The 18052-nt window shown below is 69.7% G+C and carries 20 protein-coding genes; 14 read left to right on the forward strand and 6 right to left on the reverse strand.

Features of this window, described 5'->3' with window-relative positions; all coding sequences use genetic code 11:
• Nucleotides 1-148: 148 nt before the first annotated feature.
• On the reverse strand, nucleotides 149-574 hold the full coding sequence (locus AC1PK7_RS03830; RefSeq protein ID WP_481099942.1) for a winged helix-turn-helix transcriptional regulator: 426 nt from the start codon (nucleotides 572-574) through the stop codon (nucleotides 149-151).
• A gap of 235 nt (nucleotides 575-809) precedes the next feature.
• Nucleotides 810-1397 carry a lipocalin family protein gene (locus AC1PK7_RS03835; RefSeq protein ID WP_019801578.1) on the reverse strand — a complete coding sequence of 196 codons (588 nt, stop codon included), beginning with the start codon at nucleotides 1395-1397 and terminating at the stop codon, nucleotides 810-812.
• 125 nt (nucleotides 1398-1522) lie between these two features.
• On the opposite strand from AC1PK7_RS03835, the gene AC1PK7_RS03840 reads away from it, so the two are divergent.
• From AC1PK7_RS03840 to AC1PK7_RS03850, 3 genes are all read left to right on the forward strand, one after another.
• On the forward strand, nucleotides 1523-1822 hold the full coding sequence (locus AC1PK7_RS03840) for a hypothetical protein (protein WP_481099943.1): 300 nt from the start codon (nucleotides 1523-1525) through the stop codon (nucleotides 1820-1822).
• 69 nt (nucleotides 1823-1891) lie between these two features.
• A complete protein-coding gene (locus tag AC1PK7_RS03845; RefSeq protein ID WP_481099944.1) occupies nucleotides 1892-3997 on the forward strand; it encodes a prolyl oligopeptidase family serine peptidase in 2106 nt (701 codons plus the stop codon).
• A 75-nt stretch (nucleotides 3998-4072) separates the two neighbouring features.
• Nucleotides 4073-4552 (forward strand): hypothetical protein, encoded by a 480-nt coding sequence (locus tag AC1PK7_RS03850; RefSeq protein WP_481099945.1) that lies wholly within the window; start codon nucleotides 4073-4075, stop codon nucleotides 4550-4552.
• Between the two features lie 9 nt (nucleotides 4553-4561).
• Here the strand turns inward: AC1PK7_RS03850 and AC1PK7_RS03855 are convergent, their stop codons facing one another.
• Entirely contained in the window at nucleotides 4562-5773 is a 1212-nt protein-coding gene (locus tag AC1PK7_RS03855) for a pyridoxal phosphate-dependent aminotransferase (protein WP_481099946.1), read from the reverse strand.
• Nucleotides 5774-6031: 258 nt separating this feature from the next.
• Here AC1PK7_RS03855 and AC1PK7_RS03860 point away from each other — a divergent pair, with 258 nt between their 5' ends.
• The 10 genes from AC1PK7_RS03860 (at nucleotide 6032) to AC1PK7_RS03905 (ending at nucleotide 15789) form a co-directional block, all read left to right on the forward strand.
• Nucleotides 6032-8122: a S9 family peptidase gene (locus tag AC1PK7_RS03860; protein WP_481099947.1), complete on the forward strand. Its 2091-nt coding sequence runs from the start codon at nucleotides 6032-6034 to the stop codon at nucleotides 8120-8122.
• Between the two features lie 494 nt (nucleotides 8123-8616).
• Nucleotides 8617-8997, forward strand: coding sequence for a YbaN family protein (locus tag AC1PK7_RS03865; protein ID WP_481099948.1), 381 nt, complete (start codon nucleotides 8617-8619; stop codon nucleotides 8995-8997).
• Nucleotides 8998-9058: 61 nt separating this feature from the next.
• Nucleotides 9059-9310: an LPS translocon maturation chaperone LptM gene (lptM, locus tag AC1PK7_RS03870; protein ID WP_010341226.1), complete on the forward strand. Its 252-nt coding sequence runs from the start codon at nucleotides 9059-9061 to the stop codon at nucleotides 9308-9310.
• Nucleotides 9303-10160: a diaminopimelate epimerase gene (dapF, locus tag AC1PK7_RS03875; protein ID WP_481099949.1), complete on the forward strand. Its 858-nt coding sequence runs from the start codon at nucleotides 9303-9305 to the stop codon at nucleotides 10158-10160. The genes lptM and dapF overlap by 8 nt, the downstream gene beginning before the upstream one ends.
• Nucleotides 10157-10822 carry a DUF484 family protein gene (locus AC1PK7_RS03880; protein WP_481099950.1) on the forward strand — a complete coding sequence of 222 codons (666 nt, stop codon included), beginning with the start codon at nucleotides 10157-10159 and terminating at the stop codon, nucleotides 10820-10822. Before dapF ends, AC1PK7_RS03880 begins: the two co-directional genes overlap by 4 nt.
• A gap of 220 nt (nucleotides 10823-11042) precedes the next feature.
• Nucleotides 11043-11915, forward strand: a complete 873-nt coding sequence (xerC, locus tag AC1PK7_RS03885; protein ID WP_481099951.1) for a tyrosine recombinase XerC — start codon at nucleotides 11043-11045, stop codon at nucleotides 11913-11915.
• Nucleotides 11916-12024: 109 nt separating this feature from the next.
• Nucleotides 12025-12255, forward strand: a complete 231-nt coding sequence (locus tag AC1PK7_RS03890; RefSeq protein WP_420008981.1) for a DUF3079 domain-containing protein — start codon at nucleotides 12025-12027, stop codon at nucleotides 12253-12255.
• A 48-nt stretch (nucleotides 12256-12303) separates the two neighbouring features.
• Complete coding sequence (gene hslV / locus AC1PK7_RS03895) at nucleotides 12304-12855, forward strand: ATP-dependent protease subunit HslV (RefSeq protein ID WP_010341232.1); 552 nt, start codon at nucleotides 12304-12306, stop codon at nucleotides 12853-12855.
• Between the two features lie 100 nt (nucleotides 12856-12955).
• Nucleotides 12956-14323: an ATP-dependent protease ATPase subunit HslU gene (hslU, locus tag AC1PK7_RS03900; RefSeq protein ID WP_026144567.1), complete on the forward strand. Its 1368-nt coding sequence runs from the start codon at nucleotides 12956-12958 to the stop codon at nucleotides 14321-14323.
• A gap of 386 nt (nucleotides 14324-14709) precedes the next feature.
• On the forward strand, nucleotides 14710-15789 hold the full coding sequence (locus AC1PK7_RS03905; protein ID WP_481099952.1) for an NAD(P) transhydrogenase subunit alpha: 1080 nt from the start codon (nucleotides 14710-14712) through the stop codon (nucleotides 15787-15789).
• 282 nt (nucleotides 15790-16071) lie between these two features.
• Here AC1PK7_RS03905 and AC1PK7_RS03910 read toward each other — a convergent pair whose 3' ends face one another.
• From AC1PK7_RS03910 to AC1PK7_RS03920, 3 genes are read right to left on the reverse strand one after another with little or no spacing between them, the layout of a single operon-like run.
• Entirely contained in the window at nucleotides 16072-16575 is a 504-nt protein-coding gene (locus AC1PK7_RS03910; RefSeq protein ID WP_481099953.1) for a DUF3106 domain-containing protein, read from the reverse strand.
• A 5-nt stretch (nucleotides 16576-16580) separates the two neighbouring features.
• Entirely contained in the window at nucleotides 16581-16988 is a 408-nt protein-coding gene (locus AC1PK7_RS03915; protein WP_481099954.1) for a hypothetical protein, read from the reverse strand.
• Nucleotides 16985-17560 carry an RNA polymerase sigma factor gene (locus AC1PK7_RS03920; protein WP_209249112.1) on the reverse strand — a complete coding sequence of 192 codons (576 nt, stop codon included), beginning with the start codon at nucleotides 17558-17560 and terminating at the stop codon, nucleotides 16985-16987. The genes AC1PK7_RS03915 and AC1PK7_RS03920 overlap by 4 nt, the downstream gene beginning before the upstream one ends.
• Before the next feature lie 165 nt (nucleotides 17561-17725).
• On the opposite strand from AC1PK7_RS03920, the gene AC1PK7_RS03925 reads away from it, so the two are divergent.
• Nucleotides 17726-18037: an NAD(P) transhydrogenase subunit alpha part 2 gene (locus AC1PK7_RS03925; RefSeq protein WP_010341238.1), complete on the forward strand. Its 312-nt coding sequence runs from the start codon at nucleotides 17726-17728 to the stop codon at nucleotides 18035-18037.
• The last annotated feature ends 15 nt before the right edge of the window (nucleotides 18038-18052 follow it).

Below are 18052 nucleotides of genomic sequence, written 5' to 3' on the forward strand. Positions count from 1 at the left end.
GAAGCCGCTCCTACGGGGAAATTGGCGTCGTCGCCGAGGCGTGCACTGGTGCGGGAGGCAGTCGCTTGTCGCGCAACGCAGCGGCCGCCGTCTTCAGCCGCGACCGTGGCATTGCCGCACCACGCCCGTTGCATCCTGGAGGTCTCCCCTACGCCGCATCCAGCGGCGCGCCGCCGCCCAGGATCACGCCGATGTTGCGCTCGATCCAGTCCACCAGCGCGTGCACGTGGGCCGCGGCTTCCTCGCCGAGTGGGGTCAGGTCGTACTCCACGTGCGGCGGCACCACCGGATAGGCGGTGCGCTGCACCAGGCCATCGGCCTCCAGCGCCTGCAGGGTCTGCGACAGCATCTTCTCGCTGACGCCCTCCAGGCTGCGGCGCAGGTCGCCGAAGCGATGGGTGCCCTTGCGCAACGCCACCAGCACCAGCACGCCCCAGCGGCTGGTGACGTGGCTCAACACGGCGCGGGAAGGGCAGTTCTGCGCGAACACCTGGCCGCGCAGCTGGGTCGCGTCCGCGCAGCCGCGCGGTGCTTCGTCGAGAGGTTCGGAGAGGACGCTGGCCAAACGGGGCACCTGTCTGTGGGGGAAGGCGTCCCGATCATACGGGCCACGCCGGGTGCTTCGCTGAGCGAAGTATGATCGTGCTGTCGGTGCAGGCCACGCCCGGTGCGATGGCGTGGCGGCGTTGGATGGGCGCAGTGGCAGTGCCTGGCCTGGCCCGGACGGCATCCGGTCACGCGGAGTGCGCCGGCCCAGCGCAATGCGGATCGGGTTGTCCGCGTCGCAGTCGGCTGCGACGGGAACCGCTTCAGGGCTTGTTCGGCACTTCGAAGCCGAGCTTGCCGACCTGGTCGCGGCGCTGCGCCACGCGCTTGAGCTTGTCGATGTTGACCCCGTACTGGTGGTCCAGCTTGTCGACCAGTTCGCGGTACTGCTTGTGGCTCATGTCCGGCGAGCGTGCGAACACCCAGGCCAAGTCTCGGCCGGGGTAGTCGATCAGCGCCCAGGAATAGTCCGGCGCCACTTCCAGGATGCGGTACTTGGTGGGCACCATCCTGAAGAACCAGGTGGTCCAGCGGCGGTTGCCGGTGCCCTCCTTGACCGTGGCGCGCGAGTTGAGCTCCTTGACCGGCTCGTCGAAGCCGTTGCGGTACTCGTAGCGCACCGCGATCTTGCCGTCTTCCTTGAGGGTGTACTCGTCGCTGCTGGCGACGTGGCCGCGCTCGGCAAAGTAGGGGATGTGGGCGATCACGTACCAGCGGCCCATGAAGCGCTGCAGGTCGATCGGCGGCTGCGCCGGCTCCTGTTCCGGATCCGGCGCCTTGGCGCGGGCCGTCGGCAATGGGACGGCCATGCCCAGCAGCAGCACGGAAGCGAACAGGGAAAGCAGGCGCATAGGAGATTCCGGGGCGAAGGGCGAACGCCGGTGAAGTATGCGCGTGCGCCATGTCAATGATGCGTCGCAGCCCCTGAGATGTCCCGGCGGCACCCTGCACGCCTCGACTTCCAGGAGCTGCCGTCATGCCGATCGTTCCGTCCTCCCCGCGCCGCCACGTCCCGCACCCCGGCCTGCGTCGCCTGCTGCGCCAGGCGATCCTGGCCGGGCTGGCCCTGATCCTGGTGTGGCCGGCCGCGCGCGGCCACAGCGAATGGCTGGGCTGGCGGCCGTTGTGGCTGCTGGGCATGCCGCTGAGCGCCTGGTGGGCCTTGCACCGCTTCCCGCTGCCGCCGCTGCGCCGCCTGTGGGGGCAGTGGCGGACCCGGCCGCGGGCGCAGGCGCGGCGGCGCGGACCGGCGGCGCGCGCGGCGCGTCCTGCCTGACCTTCGGCAGGGGAGGGCGGCGAGGACCGCATGCTACGGTGCGGCGCTGTCCTTCCCGGATCCGAACCAATGTCCCCACTTGCACACGCCTGCCTGCTCGCCGGCCTGCTCACCGCCGGCACCGCCGCGGCCAAGGAAACCGCGATGCCCCAAGATCCCTATGCCTGGCTCGAAGACGTCACCGGCGCCAAGGCGCTGGACTGGGTCAAGGCGCAGAACGCCAAGACCGAGGCGCGGCTGGCCGAGACCCCGGCCTTCAAGGCCCGCGAGACCGGCATCCGCGAGGTGCTGGATTCGGACGCCAAGATCCCGGCCGTGCAGAAGATCGGCGCGTACTACTACAACCTGTGGAAGGACCGTGCGCACGAGCGCGGCCTGTGGCGCCGCACCACGCTCGAGGAATACCGCAAGCCCGAGCCGAAGTGGGAGACGGTGCTGGACCTGGACGCGCTGAATAAGGCCGAGGGCGAGAACTGGGTGTGGCACGGCGCCAACTGCCTGCGCCCGGACTACACGCGTTGCCTGATCGCGTTGTCGCGCGGAGGCGCCGACGCCGACGTGACCCGCGAGTTCGACCTGGGCAGCAAGCAGTGGATCAAGGACGGCTTCTTCCGTCCCGAGGCCAAGGGCGGGCTGAGCTGGATCGATGCCGACACCGTCTACCTGTACACCGACTTCGGCCCCGGCTCGCTGACCAGCTCCGGCTACCCGCGCATCGTCAAGCAGTGGAAGCGCGGCACCCCGATGAGCAGCGCCACGCTGGTCTACGAGGGCAAGCCGGACGACATGTACATCGCCGCGATGCACGACGACACGCCCGGCTACGAGCGCGATTTCGTCAGCCGCACGCTGGCCTTCTACAACGACGAGATGTACCTGCGCGGCGCCGATGGCCGCCTGACCAAGATCGACGTACCCAATTCGGCCAACAAGGGCGTGCACCGCCAGTGGCTGACCCTGGAACTGCGCGATCCGTGGACGGTGGGCGGCACGACCTATCCGGCCGGTGCGCTGCTGGCGACCAGGTTCGACGACTTCATGGCCGGCAAGCGCGACTTCCAGGTGCTGTTCACGCCGACCGAGACCGCCTCACTGGCGTCCTTCGCCTGGACCAAGTCGCGGCTGGTGCTGAACGTGCTCGACGACGTCAAGAGCCGGCTTTGGGTGCTGACCCCGGGCGAGGGCGAGTGGGCGCGCACGGCGTTCCCGGTCGGCGACCTGGCCTTTGGCAGCACCAGCGTCGATGCCGTCGATGCCGACGAGAACGACCAGGTGTGGCTGACCTCCACCGACTTCCTGACCCCCACCACGCTGATGCTGGCCGACGTGCAGCGCGGGCCGAAGAGCATCGAGACGCTGAAGGCGATGCCGAGCTTCTTCGACGCGTCCAAGGACGAAATCGAGCAGCACTTCGCCGTGTCCAAGGACGGCACCAAGGTGCCGTACTTCCTGGTCCGGCCCAAGCAGCTCAAGGCCGACGGCAGCGCGCCGACCCTGCTGTACGCCTACGGCGGCTTCGAGATCTCGATGACCCCGTTCTACTCCGGCAGCCTCGGCCGCGCCTGGCTCGACCAGGGCGGCGTGTACGCGCTGGCCAACATCCGCGGCGGCGGCGAGTACGGCCCGCGCTGGCACCAGGCGGCGCTGAAGCAGAACCGGCACAAGGCCTACGAGGACATGGCGGCGGTGGCGCAGGACCTGGTCGCGCGCAAGATCACCTCGGCCAAGTACCTGGGCGTGCAGGGCGGCAGCAACGGCGGGCTGATGGCCGGCAACATGCTGATGCAGTACCCGCAGCTGTTCGGTGCGGTGGTGGTGCAGGTGCCGCTGCTGGACATGAAGCGCTACAGCCACCTGCTGGCCGGCGCCTCGTGGATGGCCGAGTACGGCAACCCGGACACCGACGACTGGAAGTTCATCCAGACCTTCTCGCCGTACCACCTGTTCGACCCGAAGAAGACCTATCCGCCGGTGATCTTCCTGACCTCCACCCGCGACGACCGTGTGCATCCGGGCCATGCGCGGAAGATGGCGGCGAAGATGATCGACGCCGGCAAGGACGTGACCTACTACGAGAACATCGAAGGCGGTCATGGCGGTGCAGCCAACAATGCGCAAGCTGCGCATATGCAGGCGCTGGCGTACAGCTTCTTGTGGGAGCGGTTGTCCAAGTAAGTGGTGCGGTCCGCGTCCCGGTCGGGGCGCGGATCACCGCACGGGTTCCAGTGTGTCGCCTGCGGAGGCGTGGTCATGATGGTCAGTCTGGTGCTCGCGCTGGCGGCCAGCCAGTGCACGGTCGAACACGCGCGCTATGCCTTGCGCCACGATCCCGCGCTCACGGCGCGTTTCGTGGCGGTGGACAGCGGACCGGACTGGCCTGCACAGCTGGCGCTGCGCCTGCACTCCACGCGCAGCGGCCAAGATCACTGGTTCCTGCCGGCCGATGGCGGCAGCGATGGACGCCAGACCCTGGTGTCCATCGCCGATCCGACCCAGCCCGGCTGGCAGCCGCCTGCTCCCGACGGCGGTGACCGCCCGCTCGGCGAGGCCGAGTATCTCGGCGCCGATGCCGCCTACGATCTGCTTGATGGCGTGCCGCGCCGCGGCACGCCGGCGCCTGCGCATTTCCTGGTGCCGGACTTGCGGCAACTGCTGTGGTACCGGGCACCTGCACAGCAGCGCGAGCCGAGTGCGCGGCAGTTCTTCGACCGGGTGGGATGCGACGCCTGACGCGATGCGTCAGCGTACCCAGCGGCCCAGCCCGCGCGCGATCCGCGCCACCGCCTCCTGCAGCCGCGGCAGGCTCTGGGTGTAGGCGATGCGCACGTGCTGGCCGGCGCGATGGCGGCCGAAATCCACGCCCGGGGTAAAGGCGACATGCTCGGTTTCCAAAAAGTGCGCGCAAAAGGCCTGCGCATCGTCGGTGAACTCGGCGACGTCGGCGTACAGGTAGAACGCGCCTTCCGGTTCGACGTCGATGCGGAAGCCGAGCGCACGCAGCGCCGGCAGCAGATAGTCGCGGCGCTGGGCGAACTCGGCGCGGCGCGCTTCCAGGATCTGCAGCGTTTCCGGCAGGAAACAGGCCAGCGCCGCGTGCTGGGCGATGCTGGGCGCGCTGATGTACAGGTTCTGCGCCAGCTTCTCCAGCGACGGCACCGCCGCGCGCGGCGCCACCAGCCAGCCCAGGCGCCAGCCGGTCATGCCGAAGTACTTGGAAAAACTGTTGAGCACGTAGGCGTCGTCGTCGACCTCCAGCACGCTGGGTGCGTCGATGCCGTAGCTCAGGCCATGGTAGATCTCGTCCACCACCAGGTGCCCGCCGCGGGCGCGCAGCGTCTGCGACAGTGCGGCCAGTTCGGCGCGCGACAGCACGGTGCCGGTGGGATTGGCCGGCGAGGCCACCAGTGCGCCGACGCTGTCGGCGTTCCAGTGCCGCTGCAGCAGCTCCGGGGTCAACTGGTAGCGGCTGTCCGGGCCGACCGGCACCAGCTGCGCGGCGCCTTCGACCAGGCGCAGGAAATGGCGATTGCACGGGTAGCCGGGATCGGCCATCAGCCAGTGGCGGCCGGGATCGACCAGCAGCGCGCTGGCCAGCAGCAGCGCGCCGGAGCCGCCGGGGGTGATCAGGACGCGCGCCGGGTCCAGGTCGACGTCGTGGCGCTGCCGGTAGAAGTCCGCCAGCGCCTGGCGCAGGGCCGGCAGGCCGCGCGCAGCGGTGTAGCGGGTATGGCCGGCAGCCAGCGCGGCCTGGCCGGCGGCGACGATCGGCGCGGCGGTGGTGAAGTCCGGCTCGCCGATTTCGAGATGGATCACGTCGTGGCCGGCGTGTTCCAGTTCGTTGGCGCGGGCCAGCAAGGCCATCACATGGAAGGGTTCGATCTCGCGGCTGCGCTGGCTGTAGCCGGACGCGGCGGGCGAGGCGCTGAGGGTGTCGCCGGGAAGGGAAGCCATGCCGCCGATGATAGAGGAGCGTGCTTTCGTGCGTGTTAGCGATGTCGGGCGGGTTGCGAAACGGCGGTGTCGTGCCGCATCGCACCCATGCCCCTCGGCACGCTTGCCACGGCGCAGCGTTGCAGGGAGACTCGGCCGGCACTGCGCGGCGTCCGCCCGCTGCCGCTGCCCGCGCGGGTAGCGCGTCCCGTTGCGTTACCGCCGCCGGAGCCCCATTAGATGCCCCACCGCCCCTTGCTAGCGAGCCTTGTCCTGCTCATGACCGCCTCCTTCGCTTCCTCCGCCTCCGCCGCCGCGGCCACCCCGCCGCATCCGGCCAAGCAGCCGCACGCGGTCAAGGCGCCGTTCGGCGCCGTTCGCCAGGATGCCTACTACTGGCTGCGCGACGACACGCGCAAGAACCCGCAGATGCTGGCCTATCTCAATGCCGAGAACGCCTACGCGGATCAGGTGCTGAAGCCGCTGCAGCCGCTGGAAGACCGGCTGTACGAGGAGATCGTCGGCCGCATCAAGCAGGATGACAGCAGCGTGCCGTACCGCGAGCGCGGCTACTGGTACTACACCCGCTACGAGAGCGGCAAGGACTACCCGATCCAGGCGCGTCGCAAGGGCAGCATGGAGGCGCCGGAGGAGATCCTGCTCGACGTCAACGCCATGGCCGCCGGCAAGGGCTACTTCAGCGTCGGCGACGCGGCGGTCAGCCAGGACAACCGCATCCTGGCCTGGACCGAGGACGACGTCGGTCGCCGCCAGTACGTGGTGCGCTTCAAGAACCTGGACACCGGCGAGGTCTATGCCGACCGCATTCCCGGCGTGTCGCCGGACGTGGTCTGGGCCGACGACAACAAGACCCTGTTCTACGTCGAGAACGACCCGGAGACGCTGCTGACCGTGCGGGTCAAGAAGCACGTGCTCGGCACGCCCGCCGCGCAGGACGCGCTGGTGTACGAGGAGAAGGACGACAGCTTCTACATGGGCGTGGGCCGTACCCGTGACGACAAGTACATCGTCATCGGCGTCGAAAGTACCGTGTCTTCCGAGCAGCGCTATGCGCCGGCCGCCGATCCGCAGCGTTTCACCGTGCTGGCGCCGCGCGAGCGCGACGTCGAGTACCACGCCGACCACTTCGACGGCCGCTGGGTGATCCGCACCAACTGGAAGGCCAAGAATTACGCGCTGATGACCGCACCCGACGGCGCCACCTCGCGCAACCAGTGGCAGAGCTGGCTGCCCTACGACGAGAAGGTGTTCATCGACGGCTTCGAGCTGTTCGACGGCTTCACCGCCATCGCCGAGCGTTCCGACGGCCTGGAGCGGATCCGCCTGCACTTCGCCGACGGCAAGGAGGAGTACGTCAAGGCCGACGAGCCGGCGTATTCGATGGGCCTGGCGATCAACGCCGAGCCGGACACGCCGTGGCTGCGCTACAGCTACACCTCGCTGACCACCCCGGCCACCACCTACGAACTCAACACCCGCACCGGCGAGCGCAAGCTGCTCAAGCAGCAGCCGGTGATCGGCTACGACGCCAGCAAGTACCAGACCGAACGCGTCTGGGTGACTGCGCGCGACGGGGTCAAGGTGCCGGTGTCGCTGGTCTACAAGAAGGGCTTCAAGAAGGACGGCAGCGCCGCGCTGTACCAGTACGCCTACGGCAGCTACGGCATGTCCACCGATCCGGCGTTCAACCTGCCGGTGGTGAGCCTGCTCGACCGCGGCGTGGTCTACGCCATCGCGCACATCCGCGGCGGCCAGGAAATGGGCCGCGACTGGTACGACCAGGGCAAGCTGCTGCACAAGAAGAACACCTTCACCGACTTCATCGACGTCACCCGCGGGCTGGTGCAGCAGGGCTACGCCGCACCGGATCGCGTCGCCGCGGCCGGCGGCAGCGCCGGCGGCCTGCTGATGGGCGCGGTGGCGAACATGGCGCCCAAGGACTACCGCGTGCTGGTGGCGCAGGTGCCGTTCGTGGACGTGGTCACCACCATGCTCGACCCGAGCATCCCGCTGACCACCAACGAGTACGACGAGTGGGGCAATCCCGAGCAGAAGGCGTACTACGACTACATGCTCAGCTACTCGCCCTACGACAACGTCACCCGCCAGGCCTATCCGGCGATGTACGTCGGCACCGGCCTGTGGGATTCGCAGGTGCAGTACTGGGAGCCGGCCAAGTGGGTGGCCAAGCTGCGCGAGAACGACACCGGCAACCAGCCGATCGTGTTCCGCGTCAACATGGAAGCCGGCCACGGCGGCAAGTCCGGCCGCTTCCGTCGCTACCGCGAAATGGCCGAGTCGTATGCCTTCATGCTGGATCAGTTGGGCGTGGAGCAGCCGGCCAAGTGAGTGCGGTGCGCGTCGGCTGGCCTGCGGGCCGGCCGATGCTGCTGTCCTGTGGGCGTGGTGCCGGCTTGGCCTGCGCTGACGCCTGAAGGCACGCTGGCTCGGTTCGTCGCCATGACGGATCTGCCAAATGAGAGCCCAGATACATTCGGAAGAACGGGGCTGGGTGGCCCAATCGCCCCTGCTGTCGTGGTTCGTTGAGACGCGCCGTCGCCTCGTAGGAGCGGCTTCAGCCGCGACGGGCATTCCCGGTAACGCGTCGCGGCTGAAGCCGCTCCTACAGCGGCACATTGCCTGGTTCCATTGCGCGAGAAAGTTGGCGCCAGCGCTGATGGTCTGGCAACGCCCTGTGGGAGGGACTTCAGTCCCGACTGCAGTGGGACCGGACGCCCCGATGGCGCCTCGCGTCGCGGCTGAAGCCGCTCCTGCAGCCACCCGGCGTCGCGCCAATACCGGGTCGACGCCTGCCTGCACCTGCGCAGGCTTATCATGCCGCGATGCGCGCGCACTCCCGTTTTCGCTGGGCCTGGTGGCTGCTGGCCTACGCCAGCCTGGCGACCGGCATCGTCGGCATCTTCGTGCCGGGCTTGCCGACCACGGTGTTCGTCTTGATCGCCGCCTACGCCGCCGCGCGCGGTTCGCCGCGGCTGCGCCGGCGCCTGCTGCGCGATCCGCGCTTCGGCCGCAGCATCCGCGACTGGGAGCGACATGGCGCGGTCAGCCGGCGCGGCAAGTGGATGGCGACGCTGGCGATGGCCGCGTGTGCGCTGGTGTTGCTGCTGTTCGTGCATCGATTGTGGGTGCAGGTGCTGGCGATCGGCTGCATGAGCGCGGTGGCGCTGTGGCTGTGGTGGCGGCCGGAACCGCCGCAGGCGTGAGCGCGCCGCGGCGTGCGACCGCGGCACAGCCGGTTCATGGCGGTATGGCTATACTCGGGGCATGAGCACATCGTCCTCTTCTCCGATCCGTCTCGTCCTCTCCGCCGCTGCGCTGCTGGCCCTGGCCGGCTGCGGCAACAAGGGCCCGCTGGTGATGCCGCAGAAGCCGGTGCCGGTGGAAGCCGCGCCCGCCACGCCCGCGCCGGACGCGACGCCGCCGGCGACCACCGATCCCGCCGGGCAGGCGCAGCCGGTGGACGGGCAGCGCCCGCCGGCCAACGACACCACCACGCCCACCAATGGGAATGAGTGAGGCCCGCCACGCCGCGCGCCTGCGTTTCAGCAAGATGCAGGGCGCGGGCAACGATTTCGTGGTGCTCGACCTGCGCGACGGCACCCCGCCGCCGGATGCCGCACTGGCGGTTCGGCTGGCCGATCGCCACTTCGGCGTCGGCTGCGACCAGATCCTGACCATCGAGGCGCCGCGCGATGCCGCGGCCGTGGCCAGCTACCGCATCTGGAACACCGACGGCAGCGCCGCCGGACAATGCGGCAACGGCGCGCGCTGCGTCGCGGCCTGGCTGGTACGCGACGGCAGTGCGCCGGCCACGGACGATTTCGTCATCGAAAGCCCCGCCGGCAGTCACCACATCACCCGCAGCGCCACCGGCGAATTCGCCGTGGCGATGGGCGTGCCGCGCTTCGCGCCCGAAGACGTGCCGCTGGTCGGCTTCCCGCGCGCACGCGAGGAGTACGTGTTGCCGCTGCAGGGCGGCAGCGTGCGCTTCGGCGCGGTGTCGATGGGCAACCCGCACGCGGTGCTGGAAGTGGGCCTGGTCGATGCGGCGCCGGTGGAGCGCCTGGGGCCGTTGCTGCAGCAGCACGCCTCGTTCCCGGATTCGGTCAACGTCGGCTTCGTGCAGGTGATCGACCGCGGCCACCTGCGCCTGCGCGTGTACGAGCGCGGTGTCGGCGAGACCCTGGCCTGCGGCAGTGGCGCCTGCGCGGCGGCGGCGGTGATGATGCAGCGCGGCCGGGTCGAGCGCGACGTGCGCGTCAGCCTGCCCGGCGGCGAACTGCGCGTGCAGTGGCCGGACGACACCGCACCGGTGGTGATGTCCGGGCCGGCGACGTTCGTCTTCGATGGAGAATGGATCCGATGAGCGACAGCCACGACAAGCTCGGTGCGCACGAGGTGGCGGCGTGGCTGCGGCGCCATCCCGGTTTCCTGAAACAGTTTCCCGACCTGGCGCTGACCCTGGTGGTACCGCGCGACGACGGCCCGACCGCGTCGCTGGCTAGCTACCAGCTGGAAGTGCTGCGCGACAAGAACCGCGAACTGTCGCGGCGGCTGGCCGATCTGGCCGCCAATGCGCAGGTCAACGAACGGCTGGCGGTGCGCACCCATCAGTTGACCCTGGCGTTGATGCGTCAGCACAGCGCCGCCGACAGCGTGCGCGCGATGGCCGCGTCGCTGCAGGAGGATTTCCAGGGCGACCTGGTCAGCATCGTGCTGCTGCAGCCCTTGTCCGGCCTGGAGCAGGCGCCGTGGTTGCAGGTGCTGGCGGCCGACGATGCGCGATTGGCGCCGTTCCGCGATTGCCTGAAGGATGGCGAGCCGATCTGCGGCCGCCTGCAACCGGAAAAGCAGGCGCTGCTGTACGGCGAGCGCGTGGACGAGGTGCAATCCACCGCGCTGCTGCCGCTGCCGGGCCTGGGTCTGATCGCGGTGGGCAGCCGCGACCCGAACCGGTTCTATCCCGGCATGGGCACCTTGTTCCTGCGCATGATGGGCGAAGCGCTGGCGGTGGCGTTGCAGCGATGAGCCGGGCCGGGACGCGGAGCCCCGGGCCCGCAACCCGGGATGACCTTGCCGCCGCTGCGGTGCGCCTGCGCTGCGCCGCCGCCGTGATCCGTCCCGCGCGGCGTCCCGCCGCTGCGGTCGCGACATGGCAGCGGGCACGCCAGCGAAACCCCGTTGCAAGGCGATCGCATTGCGTTGCGAGGACGGCGATCCGACATCCGGCGCACCTCGGTCGCGTCGCATGATCCAGGCCTTCCTCGCCTACCTGCAGGTCGAGCGGCGCATGTCCGCGCATACCCTGGACGCGTACCGGCGCGACCTGGCGGCGCTGGAGGCGTGGGCGGCTGCCAACCTGCTCGGCGAACCCGCCGCGCTCGATGCCGCGCAACTGCGCAACTTCATCGCCGCCGAACACCGTCGCGGGCTGTCGCCCAAGAGCCTGCAGCGGCGCTTGTCGGCGTGCCGCAGTTTCTATGCGTGGCTGCTCAAGCACGGTCACATCGCCACCAGCCCGGCCGCGGCACTGCGCGCGCCGAAGGCGCCGCGCAAGCTGCCACAGGTGCTCGACGCCGACGAGGCGGTGCGCCTGGTCGAAGTGCCGACCGATGCGCCGCTGGGCCTGCGCGATCGCGCGCTGCTGGAGCTGTTCTATTCCTCCGGCCTGCGCCTGAGCGAACTGTGCGCGCTGCGTTGGCGCGATTTGGATTTCGTCGCCGGCATGGTCAGCGTGCTGGGCAAGGGCAACAAGCAGCGGCTGGTGCCGGTCGGCTCGCATGCGCGCAACGCGCTGCTGGCGTGGCGCGAGGAGAGCCGAGGCGAGGCTGCTGCGCCGGTGTTCCCGGGCCGTGGCGGGGCGCCGATCGGTGCGCGTGCGGTGCAGATCCGCATCAAGCAACTGGCCGGGCGCCAGGGCCTGTTCAAGCATGTGCATCCGCACATGCTGCGGCACAGTTTCGCCAGCCACATCCTGGAATCCTCCGGCGACCTGCGCGGCGTGCAGGAACTGCTCGGCCATGCCGACATCGCCACCACGCAGATCTACACCCACCTGGATTTCCAGCACCTGGCCAAGGTCTACGACGCGGCGCACCCGCGCGCCAAGCGCAAGTCCTGAGCGCTGCATCGCGACCGCACGGTTGCCATCGCACCCGCGCTTGTTCTGGATCAAGGCGAGTCGGCAAAGGAGGGACGACACTGCCCTCCCACGTTGCGAGGGCTCACCGATGGCCAAACCCTTTCCGCTGGCGCCGCGCCACCCCGAACGGCTGTGCTGGGGCTGCGACCGTTATTGCGCGGCAAACGATCTGGCCTGCGGCAATGGGGCCGGGCGCACCCTGCACCCGATCGAGACCGAGGGCGAAGATTGGCATCTCGCCTGGGGCATCGCTGCCGATCCGGCGCGGCCAGCGCATGCCCGGCTCGGCGATGACCCGCCCGCTCACGGCGACGCTTGAACCGCGCGCCGCCAGCCCCCACACCTGAGTCATCGCTCCGGAGGCCGCATGGATCCCAGTCAGAACCCCAATGTTTTCCACGCCACCACGATCCTGTCGGTGCGCCGCGATGGCCGCGTCGCCGTGGCCGGCGACGGCCAGGTGACCCTGGGCCACACCGTGATGAAGGGCAATGCGCGCAAGGTGCGCCGGCTCGGCCGCGAGGGCCAGGTGCTGGCCGGGTTCGCCGGCGCCGCTGCCGATGCGTTCACCCTGTTCGAGCTGTTCGAGGCCAAGCTGGAGAAGCACGGCCAGTTGACCCGCGCCGCAGTCGAACTGGCCAAGGATTGGCGCACCGAGCGCCGCCTCGGCAAGCTCGAGGCGCTGCTGGCGGTGGCCGACAAGGAGACCTCGCTGATCATCAGCGGCACCGGCGACGTGATCGAACCGGAGGACGGCATCATCGCCATCGGCTCCGGCGGCTCCTACGCCCTGTCGGCCGCACGCGCGCTGCTCGGCCATACCACGCTGGACGCGCGCACCATCGCCGTCGAAGCACTGAACATCGCCGGCGACATCTGCATCTACACCAATCGCAATGTGGTGGTCGAAGAGCTGTGATTCGGGAGTCGGGATTGGGGATTCGCAACAGCGCTCCTTTCCCTGTGCCTGACATTGCATCGATCGTTCCTACTCCGCTTCTACGAATCCCCAATCCCCAATGCCAAATCCCGATACCTCCACCATGACCCCGCGCGAGATCGTGCAGGAGCTGGACCGCCACATCGTCGGCCAGCACGAGGCCAAGCGCGCGGTGGCGATCGCGCTGCGCAACCGCTGGCGGCGCATGCAGTTGCCCGACGCGCTGCGCAACGAAGTGATGCCGAAGAACATCCTGATGATCGGCCCCACCGGCGTCGGCAAGACCGAGATCGCGCGGCGCCTGGCGACGCTGGCCAATGCGCCGTTCGTCAAGGTCGAGGCCACCCGCTTCACCGAGGTCGGCTATGTCGGCAAGGACGTGGAGCAGATCGTGCGCGACCTGGCCGATACCGCGGTCAAGCTGTACCGCGAGCAGGCCAAGACCCGCGTGCGCACGCAGGCCGAGGAGCGCGCCGAGGACCGCATCCTCGATGCGCTGTTGCCGCGGCGCAGCGCCGGCATCGGCTTCGATCCGGAAGCGGCGCGCAACGAACCGTCGGCGCAGGACAGCGACACCCGCAGCAAGTTCCGGCGCATGCTGCGTGCCGGCGAACTGGACGAGCGCGAGATCGAACTGGATGTCGCGGTCAACGTCAGCATGGACATCATGACCCCGCCGGGCATGGAGGAAATGGGCCAGCAGCTGCGGCAGATGTTCTCCAACCTGGGCGGCGGCAAGTCGCAGTCGCGCAAGCTGACCATCAAGGCCGCGCGGCCGCTGCTGATCGAGGAAGAGGCCGGCAAGCTGGTCAACGAGGACGACGTGCGCGCCGCGGCGATCGAGGCCTGCGAACAGCACGGCATCGTGTTCATCGACGAGATCGACAAGGTGGCCAAGCGCAGCGAGGCCGGCGCCACCGGCGGCGACGTCTCGCGCGAAGGCGTGCAGCGCGATCTGCTGCCGCTGGTGGAAGGCTCCAACGTCAGCACCAAGTACGGCACGGTCAAGACCGACCACATCCTGTTCATCGCCTCCGGCGCGTTCCACCTGGCCAAGCCCAGCGACCTGATCCCGGAGCTGCAGGGCCGCTTCCCGATCCGCGTGGAGCTGTCGGCGCTGTCGAAGGACGACTTCATCCGCATCCTCACCGAGCCGAAGGCGGCGCTGACCAAGCAGTACGAGGCGCTGCTGTTGACCGAAGGCGTGAGCCTGCGCTTCACCGACGACGCCATCGCGCGCCTGGCGGAGATCGCGTTCCTGGTCAACGAGCGCCAGGAGAACATCGGTGCGCGGCGCCTGCACACCGTGCTCGAGCGCCTGCTCGACACGCTGAGCTACGAAGCCCCCGACCGCGATGGGCAGAGCGTCACGGTGGACGCGGCCTATGTCGACGCGCACCTGGGCGAACTGGTGCAGGATCCGGACCTGAGCCGGTACATCCTGTAAGCCCAGACGCGATCCACGACGGCAGGCGCCTTGCTGGCGTCTGCCGCTGTGCCGTCCGATCTAGGGCAGCATGTCGTTGCCGCGCTCGTCTTCCACCGCGACGAGGCGGCAGGTCGCGCCTGCGGTGGTTCCCCGTTGGTGACCGCATGTCGCCGCTGCACATGTTCCTGGCCGGCCAGTCCCTTCCCGACGCGCTGATGCGCGCGGGTGCATCGGGAGATGCCTCGCCCTCAAACATCGGCGTGGAGCGCGGCTGATGCCAGCGCATCCGAGTTTCCGACATGCCGACCCGCCGACCCGCGCCGTCCGGCAGGGGGCGAGCCTCCACCCGGCGTGCGGACGCTGTAGGATCGGCGCGGACGACGGACTCAGGCACGGGGAATCGCATGGCAGTGCAGGTGCTGGTGGTGAAGGAATCGGCGCAGGGCGAACGCCGCGTGGCGGCCACGCCGGAGACGGTCAAGAAACTGGTCGCGCTGGGCGCGCAGGTGCGGGTCGAGCCGGAGGCCGGCGTATCGGCCGGGTTCGTCGATGACGCGTATCTGGCCGCCGGCGCCAGCCTGGCCGATGCCGACAGCCCGGCGCAGGCGGATCTCGTGCTGTGCGTGCAGCCGCTGCCGGCGCTGGCGCTGGAGCAGTTGAAGGAGGGCGCCGGCGTGGTCGGCATCCTGCAGCCGCAGGCCGATCCGGCGCGCGCGGCGGCGCTGCAGGCGCGGCAACTGGTCGCCTTTCCGCTGGAGCGGCTGCCGCGCACCACCCGTGCGCAGGCCATGGACGTGCTCAGTTCGCAGGCCGGCATGGCCGGCTACAAGGCCACCCTGATCGCCGCGCAGCTGGCGCCGCGCTTCTTCCCGATGCTGACCACCGCGGCCGGCACCATTCGCCCGTCAAAGGTGCTGATCGTCGGCGCCGGCGTGGCCGGCCTGCAGGCCATCGCCACCGCTAAGCGCCTGGGGGCGCAGGTGGAAGGCTTCGACGTGCGCCCGGAAACCCGCGAGCAGATCGAGTCGCTGGGCGGCAAGTTCCTCGACCTGGGGGTGAGTGCCGCCGGCGAGGGCGGCTACGCGCGGCAACTCACCGACGACGAACGCGCGGAGCAGCAGCGGCGCCTGGCCGAGCACCTGAAGGGCATCGACGTGGTGGTGTGCACCGCCGCGGTGCCGGGGCGACCGGCGCCGAAGATCCTCAGCGCGGCGATGGTCGCCGGCATGAAGCCGGGCAGCGTGGTGGTCGACCTGGCCGCCGAGACCGGCGGCAACTGCGAACTGACCCGACCGGGCGAGACCATCGAACACGCCGGGGTGACCATCTCCGGTCCGCTGGATCTGGCCAGCATGGGCGCGGTGCATGCCAGCGAGATGTACGCGCGCAACGTCTACAACTTCGTCGCGCTGTTCCTGAAGGACGGCGCGATCGCCTACGACTGGAACGACGAACTGCTGGCGAAGACGCGCTGGACGGCGTGAGCGCGGCCGCGATGGTCGGGCGCCGGTTCGGTCGTCGCTGATCTGCGGGCACGGTCGCCCATGTATGGGCGACGGGCGCCACCGAAAACGCCGCATCGCGACTGGAGGGCGACTTCCGTAGGAGCGGCTTCAGCCGCGACAGCCTTCCCGGTAAACCCGGTCGCGGCTGAAGCCGCTCCTACGCGAGGTGCTTTATGCGGCGCTGGAGTCCATGCGCCGCCCACGGCGATGCGACGAGGTGCGCGCCATGCGCATCAGGCTTGGACCGGCGCCGCGGTTCGCTTACCTGGAAGCATCCGGCGGCGGCCGCTCGTCCGGGCCGGCATTGGCGCGGATCCAGGCGGCGCGTTGCGCCGGCGTCATCGCTTCCCAGCGGTCGCGCAGCGCCTTGCGCTGCTCCGGCGGCAGCGCACGCATGCGGTCGAACAGCACCCGCGCCTCCTCGCGCTGTCGCGGGTTCATGTCCTCGTAGCGGCGGGCACCCTTGCGCGCTTGCTCGCGTTGTTCCGGGGTCATCGACTGCCAGCGCTGCGCATGCTCAAACATGCGCCGGCGTTGCTGCGGGGTGTCGTTCCAGCGCTGGCGCAGCGGCGCGATCAGCAACTCGCGCTGCTGCGGGCTCAGGTGTTCCCAGTCGGGCAGCGGCGGGCCGGTATCGTCGTCGCGATCTGCGGCGAAAGGCGGTGGCGGGGGCGGCGGCCCCGGCGGGGGCGGCGCGGCGAAGGCCGGGACGGCGCTGCCGGCCAGCAGCGCCAGCGCCAGGGAATATCGGATCAGGCGAGTCATCGGGTTCATTCCATTGCCAGCGAGGTATCGGACCCCAGCCACAGGTACAGGTCGGGATTTTCGTCCAGCATCGCGGTCGCGCTCGCGGCCTGGTCGCTGTCGGTGCTTGCGCTGGCGCCCGTCGGCGTGGGTGCCACCGCAGTCGTGCCGGCAACGACGCTGGCGGTGGTGATCGGTGTCGACGGTGCCGGGCGCAGCAGCAGGTGCACGCCCAGCGCCGTACCGAGCAGCGCCGGCACCGCCGCCAGCAGCCAGCCCCGGTGCAGGAATGGCGCCGTGCGCGTCTGGCTGGCCTGCTGGCGCGCGGCGCGCAGCCGCGCCAGGGTCGGCGCGGGCAGGGCCTGCAAACTGGCCTGGTGGACGGCACGCAGGCGCGCGTCGAAGTCCGCGGAACGGATGGGATCGGATGTCATCGGACGTCCTCCAGTTGTTTCTGCAGCGCCTCGCGGGCGCGCGACAGATGGGTTTTCACCGAGCCTTCCGAACAGCCCATCGCGCGTGCGGTGGTGGCCACGTCCAGCTCTTCCAGCACGCGCAGGGTGAAGGCCTCGCGTTGCCGCGCCGGCAATGCGCGCAGCGCCGTCACCAGGCGCGCATGGGTCTGCCGACGCTCGTGCTGCTCGGACGGATTTGGGCCGTCGTCGGCCCAGTCCGGCGGGCTGTCCGCGTCGCGCTCGCTGCTCGGTGCCCAGAAGCGCAGGCGGAAATTGCGGCGGCGCTGCAGGTCGATGATGCGCCGGCGCAGGATGCTCCAGAACAGCGGCGTCCATTCCTGCGCCGGGCGCTCGCGGTAGGCCAGCAGCTTGATCATCGCGTCCTGCACCGCATCCAGCGCGTCCTCGCGCTGGCGCAGGCCGGCTTCGGCGAAGCGGAACGCGCGCGGCCCGATCTCGGCCAGGAACGCATCCAGCGACGCCGGCAGCGGGCGCTGCGCGGTGTCGGCATCGGTCGACGGCGGTGCGAGGGCGGGCGTGCTCACCAGCACAGCTTAGCTTCCTGGCGGGGGGATGCCGTGGTTAACGCGCCGCGGCGGCCGCGGTTGACCGGCCGGACGCCGCGGTCCTGGTGGAACGGCGCGGCGGCATCGCACAGCGGTTCAGCAGACGGTTATGATGCGGCGGACGGGCGCGGCGCCCGGGAGAACAGTGCGATGAGCGACGGGTTCGTGGCCTTGTACATCTTCATGCTGGCGGCCATCGCCGGGCATGTGATCATCTCGCGGGTGCCGGTGATCCTGCACACCCCGCTGATGTCCGGTTCCAACTTCATCCACGGCATCGTCCTGATCGGCGCGATGGTGGTGCTGGGCCATGCCGACACCACCCTCGAAAAGGCCATCGGCTTCGTCGCGGTGCTGCTCGGCGCCGGCAATGCCGCCGGCGGCTACGTGGTGACCGAGCGCATGCTCGACATGTTCAAGTCCAGCAAGCCGGACGCCGCCAAGACCAAGGCGAAGGATTGAATGCGCGGCAGCGGC

The sequence above is a fragment of the Xanthomonas sp. NCPPB 3174 genome (genome assembly GCF_056725205.1).

What these genes read in the sequence shown, in the direction of transcription:
- dapF (WP_481099949.1), top strand. Translation starts at nt 9,303, where the DNA reads ATGAGTGAGGCCCGCCACGCCGCGCGCCTGCGTTTCAGCAAGATGCAG.
- AC1PK7_RS03925 (WP_010341238.1), top strand. Translation starts at nt 17,726, where the DNA reads ATGAGCGACGGGTTCGTGGCCTTGTACATCTTCATGCTGGCGGCCATC.
- AC1PK7_RS03905 (WP_481099952.1), top strand. Translation starts at nt 14,710, where the DNA reads ATGGCAGTGCAGGTGCTGGTGGTGAAGGAATCGGCGCAGGGCGAACGC.
- AC1PK7_RS03840 (WP_481099943.1), top strand. Translation starts at nt 1,523, where the DNA reads ATGCCGATCGTTCCGTCCTCCCCGCGCCGCCACGTCCCGCACCCCGGC.
- xerC (WP_481099951.1), top strand. Translation starts at nt 11,043, where the DNA reads ATGATCCAGGCCTTCCTCGCCTACCTGCAGGTCGAGCGGCGCATGTCC.
- AC1PK7_RS03865 (WP_481099948.1), top strand. Translation starts at nt 8,617, where the DNA reads ATGCGCGCGCACTCCCGTTTTCGCTGGGCCTGGTGGCTGCTGGCCTAC.
- AC1PK7_RS03855 (WP_481099946.1), bottom strand. Translation starts at nt 5,773, where the DNA reads ATGGCTTCCCTTCCCGGCGACACCCTCAGCGCCTCGCCCGCCGCGTCC.
- AC1PK7_RS03880 (WP_481099950.1), top strand. Translation starts at nt 10,157, where the DNA reads ATGAGCGACAGCCACGACAAGCTCGGTGCGCACGAGGTGGCGGCGTGG.
- AC1PK7_RS03910 (WP_481099953.1), bottom strand. Translation starts at nt 16,575, where the DNA reads ATGACTCGCCTGATCCGATATTCCCTGGCGCTGGCGCTGCTGGCCGGC.
- AC1PK7_RS03915 (WP_481099954.1), bottom strand. Translation starts at nt 16,988, where the DNA reads ATGACATCCGATCCCATCCGTTCCGCGGACTTCGACGCGCGCCTGCGT.
- AC1PK7_RS03835 (WP_019801578.1), bottom strand. Translation starts at nt 1,397, where the DNA reads ATGCGCCTGCTTTCCCTGTTCGCTTCCGTGCTGCTGCTGGGCATGGCC.
- AC1PK7_RS03890 (WP_420008981.1), top strand. Translation starts at nt 12,025, where the DNA reads ATGGCCAAACCCTTTCCGCTGGCGCCGCGCCACCCCGAACGGCTGTGC.
- AC1PK7_RS03850 (WP_481099945.1), top strand. Translation starts at nt 4,073, where the DNA reads ATGATGGTCAGTCTGGTGCTCGCGCTGGCGGCCAGCCAGTGCACGGTC.
- AC1PK7_RS03860 (WP_481099947.1), top strand. Translation starts at nt 6,032, where the DNA reads ATGACCGCCTCCTTCGCTTCCTCCGCCTCCGCCGCCGCGGCCACCCCG.
- hslU (WP_026144567.1), top strand. Translation starts at nt 12,956, where the DNA reads ATGCCAAATCCCGATACCTCCACCATGACCCCGCGCGAGATCGTGCAG.
- AC1PK7_RS03845 (WP_481099944.1), top strand. Translation starts at nt 1,892, where the DNA reads ATGTCCCCACTTGCACACGCCTGCCTGCTCGCCGGCCTGCTCACCGCC.
- hslV (WP_010341232.1), top strand. Translation starts at nt 12,304, where the DNA reads ATGGATCCCAGTCAGAACCCCAATGTTTTCCACGCCACCACGATCCTG.
- lptM (WP_010341226.1), top strand. Translation starts at nt 9,059, where the DNA reads ATGAGCACATCGTCCTCTTCTCCGATCCGTCTCGTCCTCTCCGCCGCT.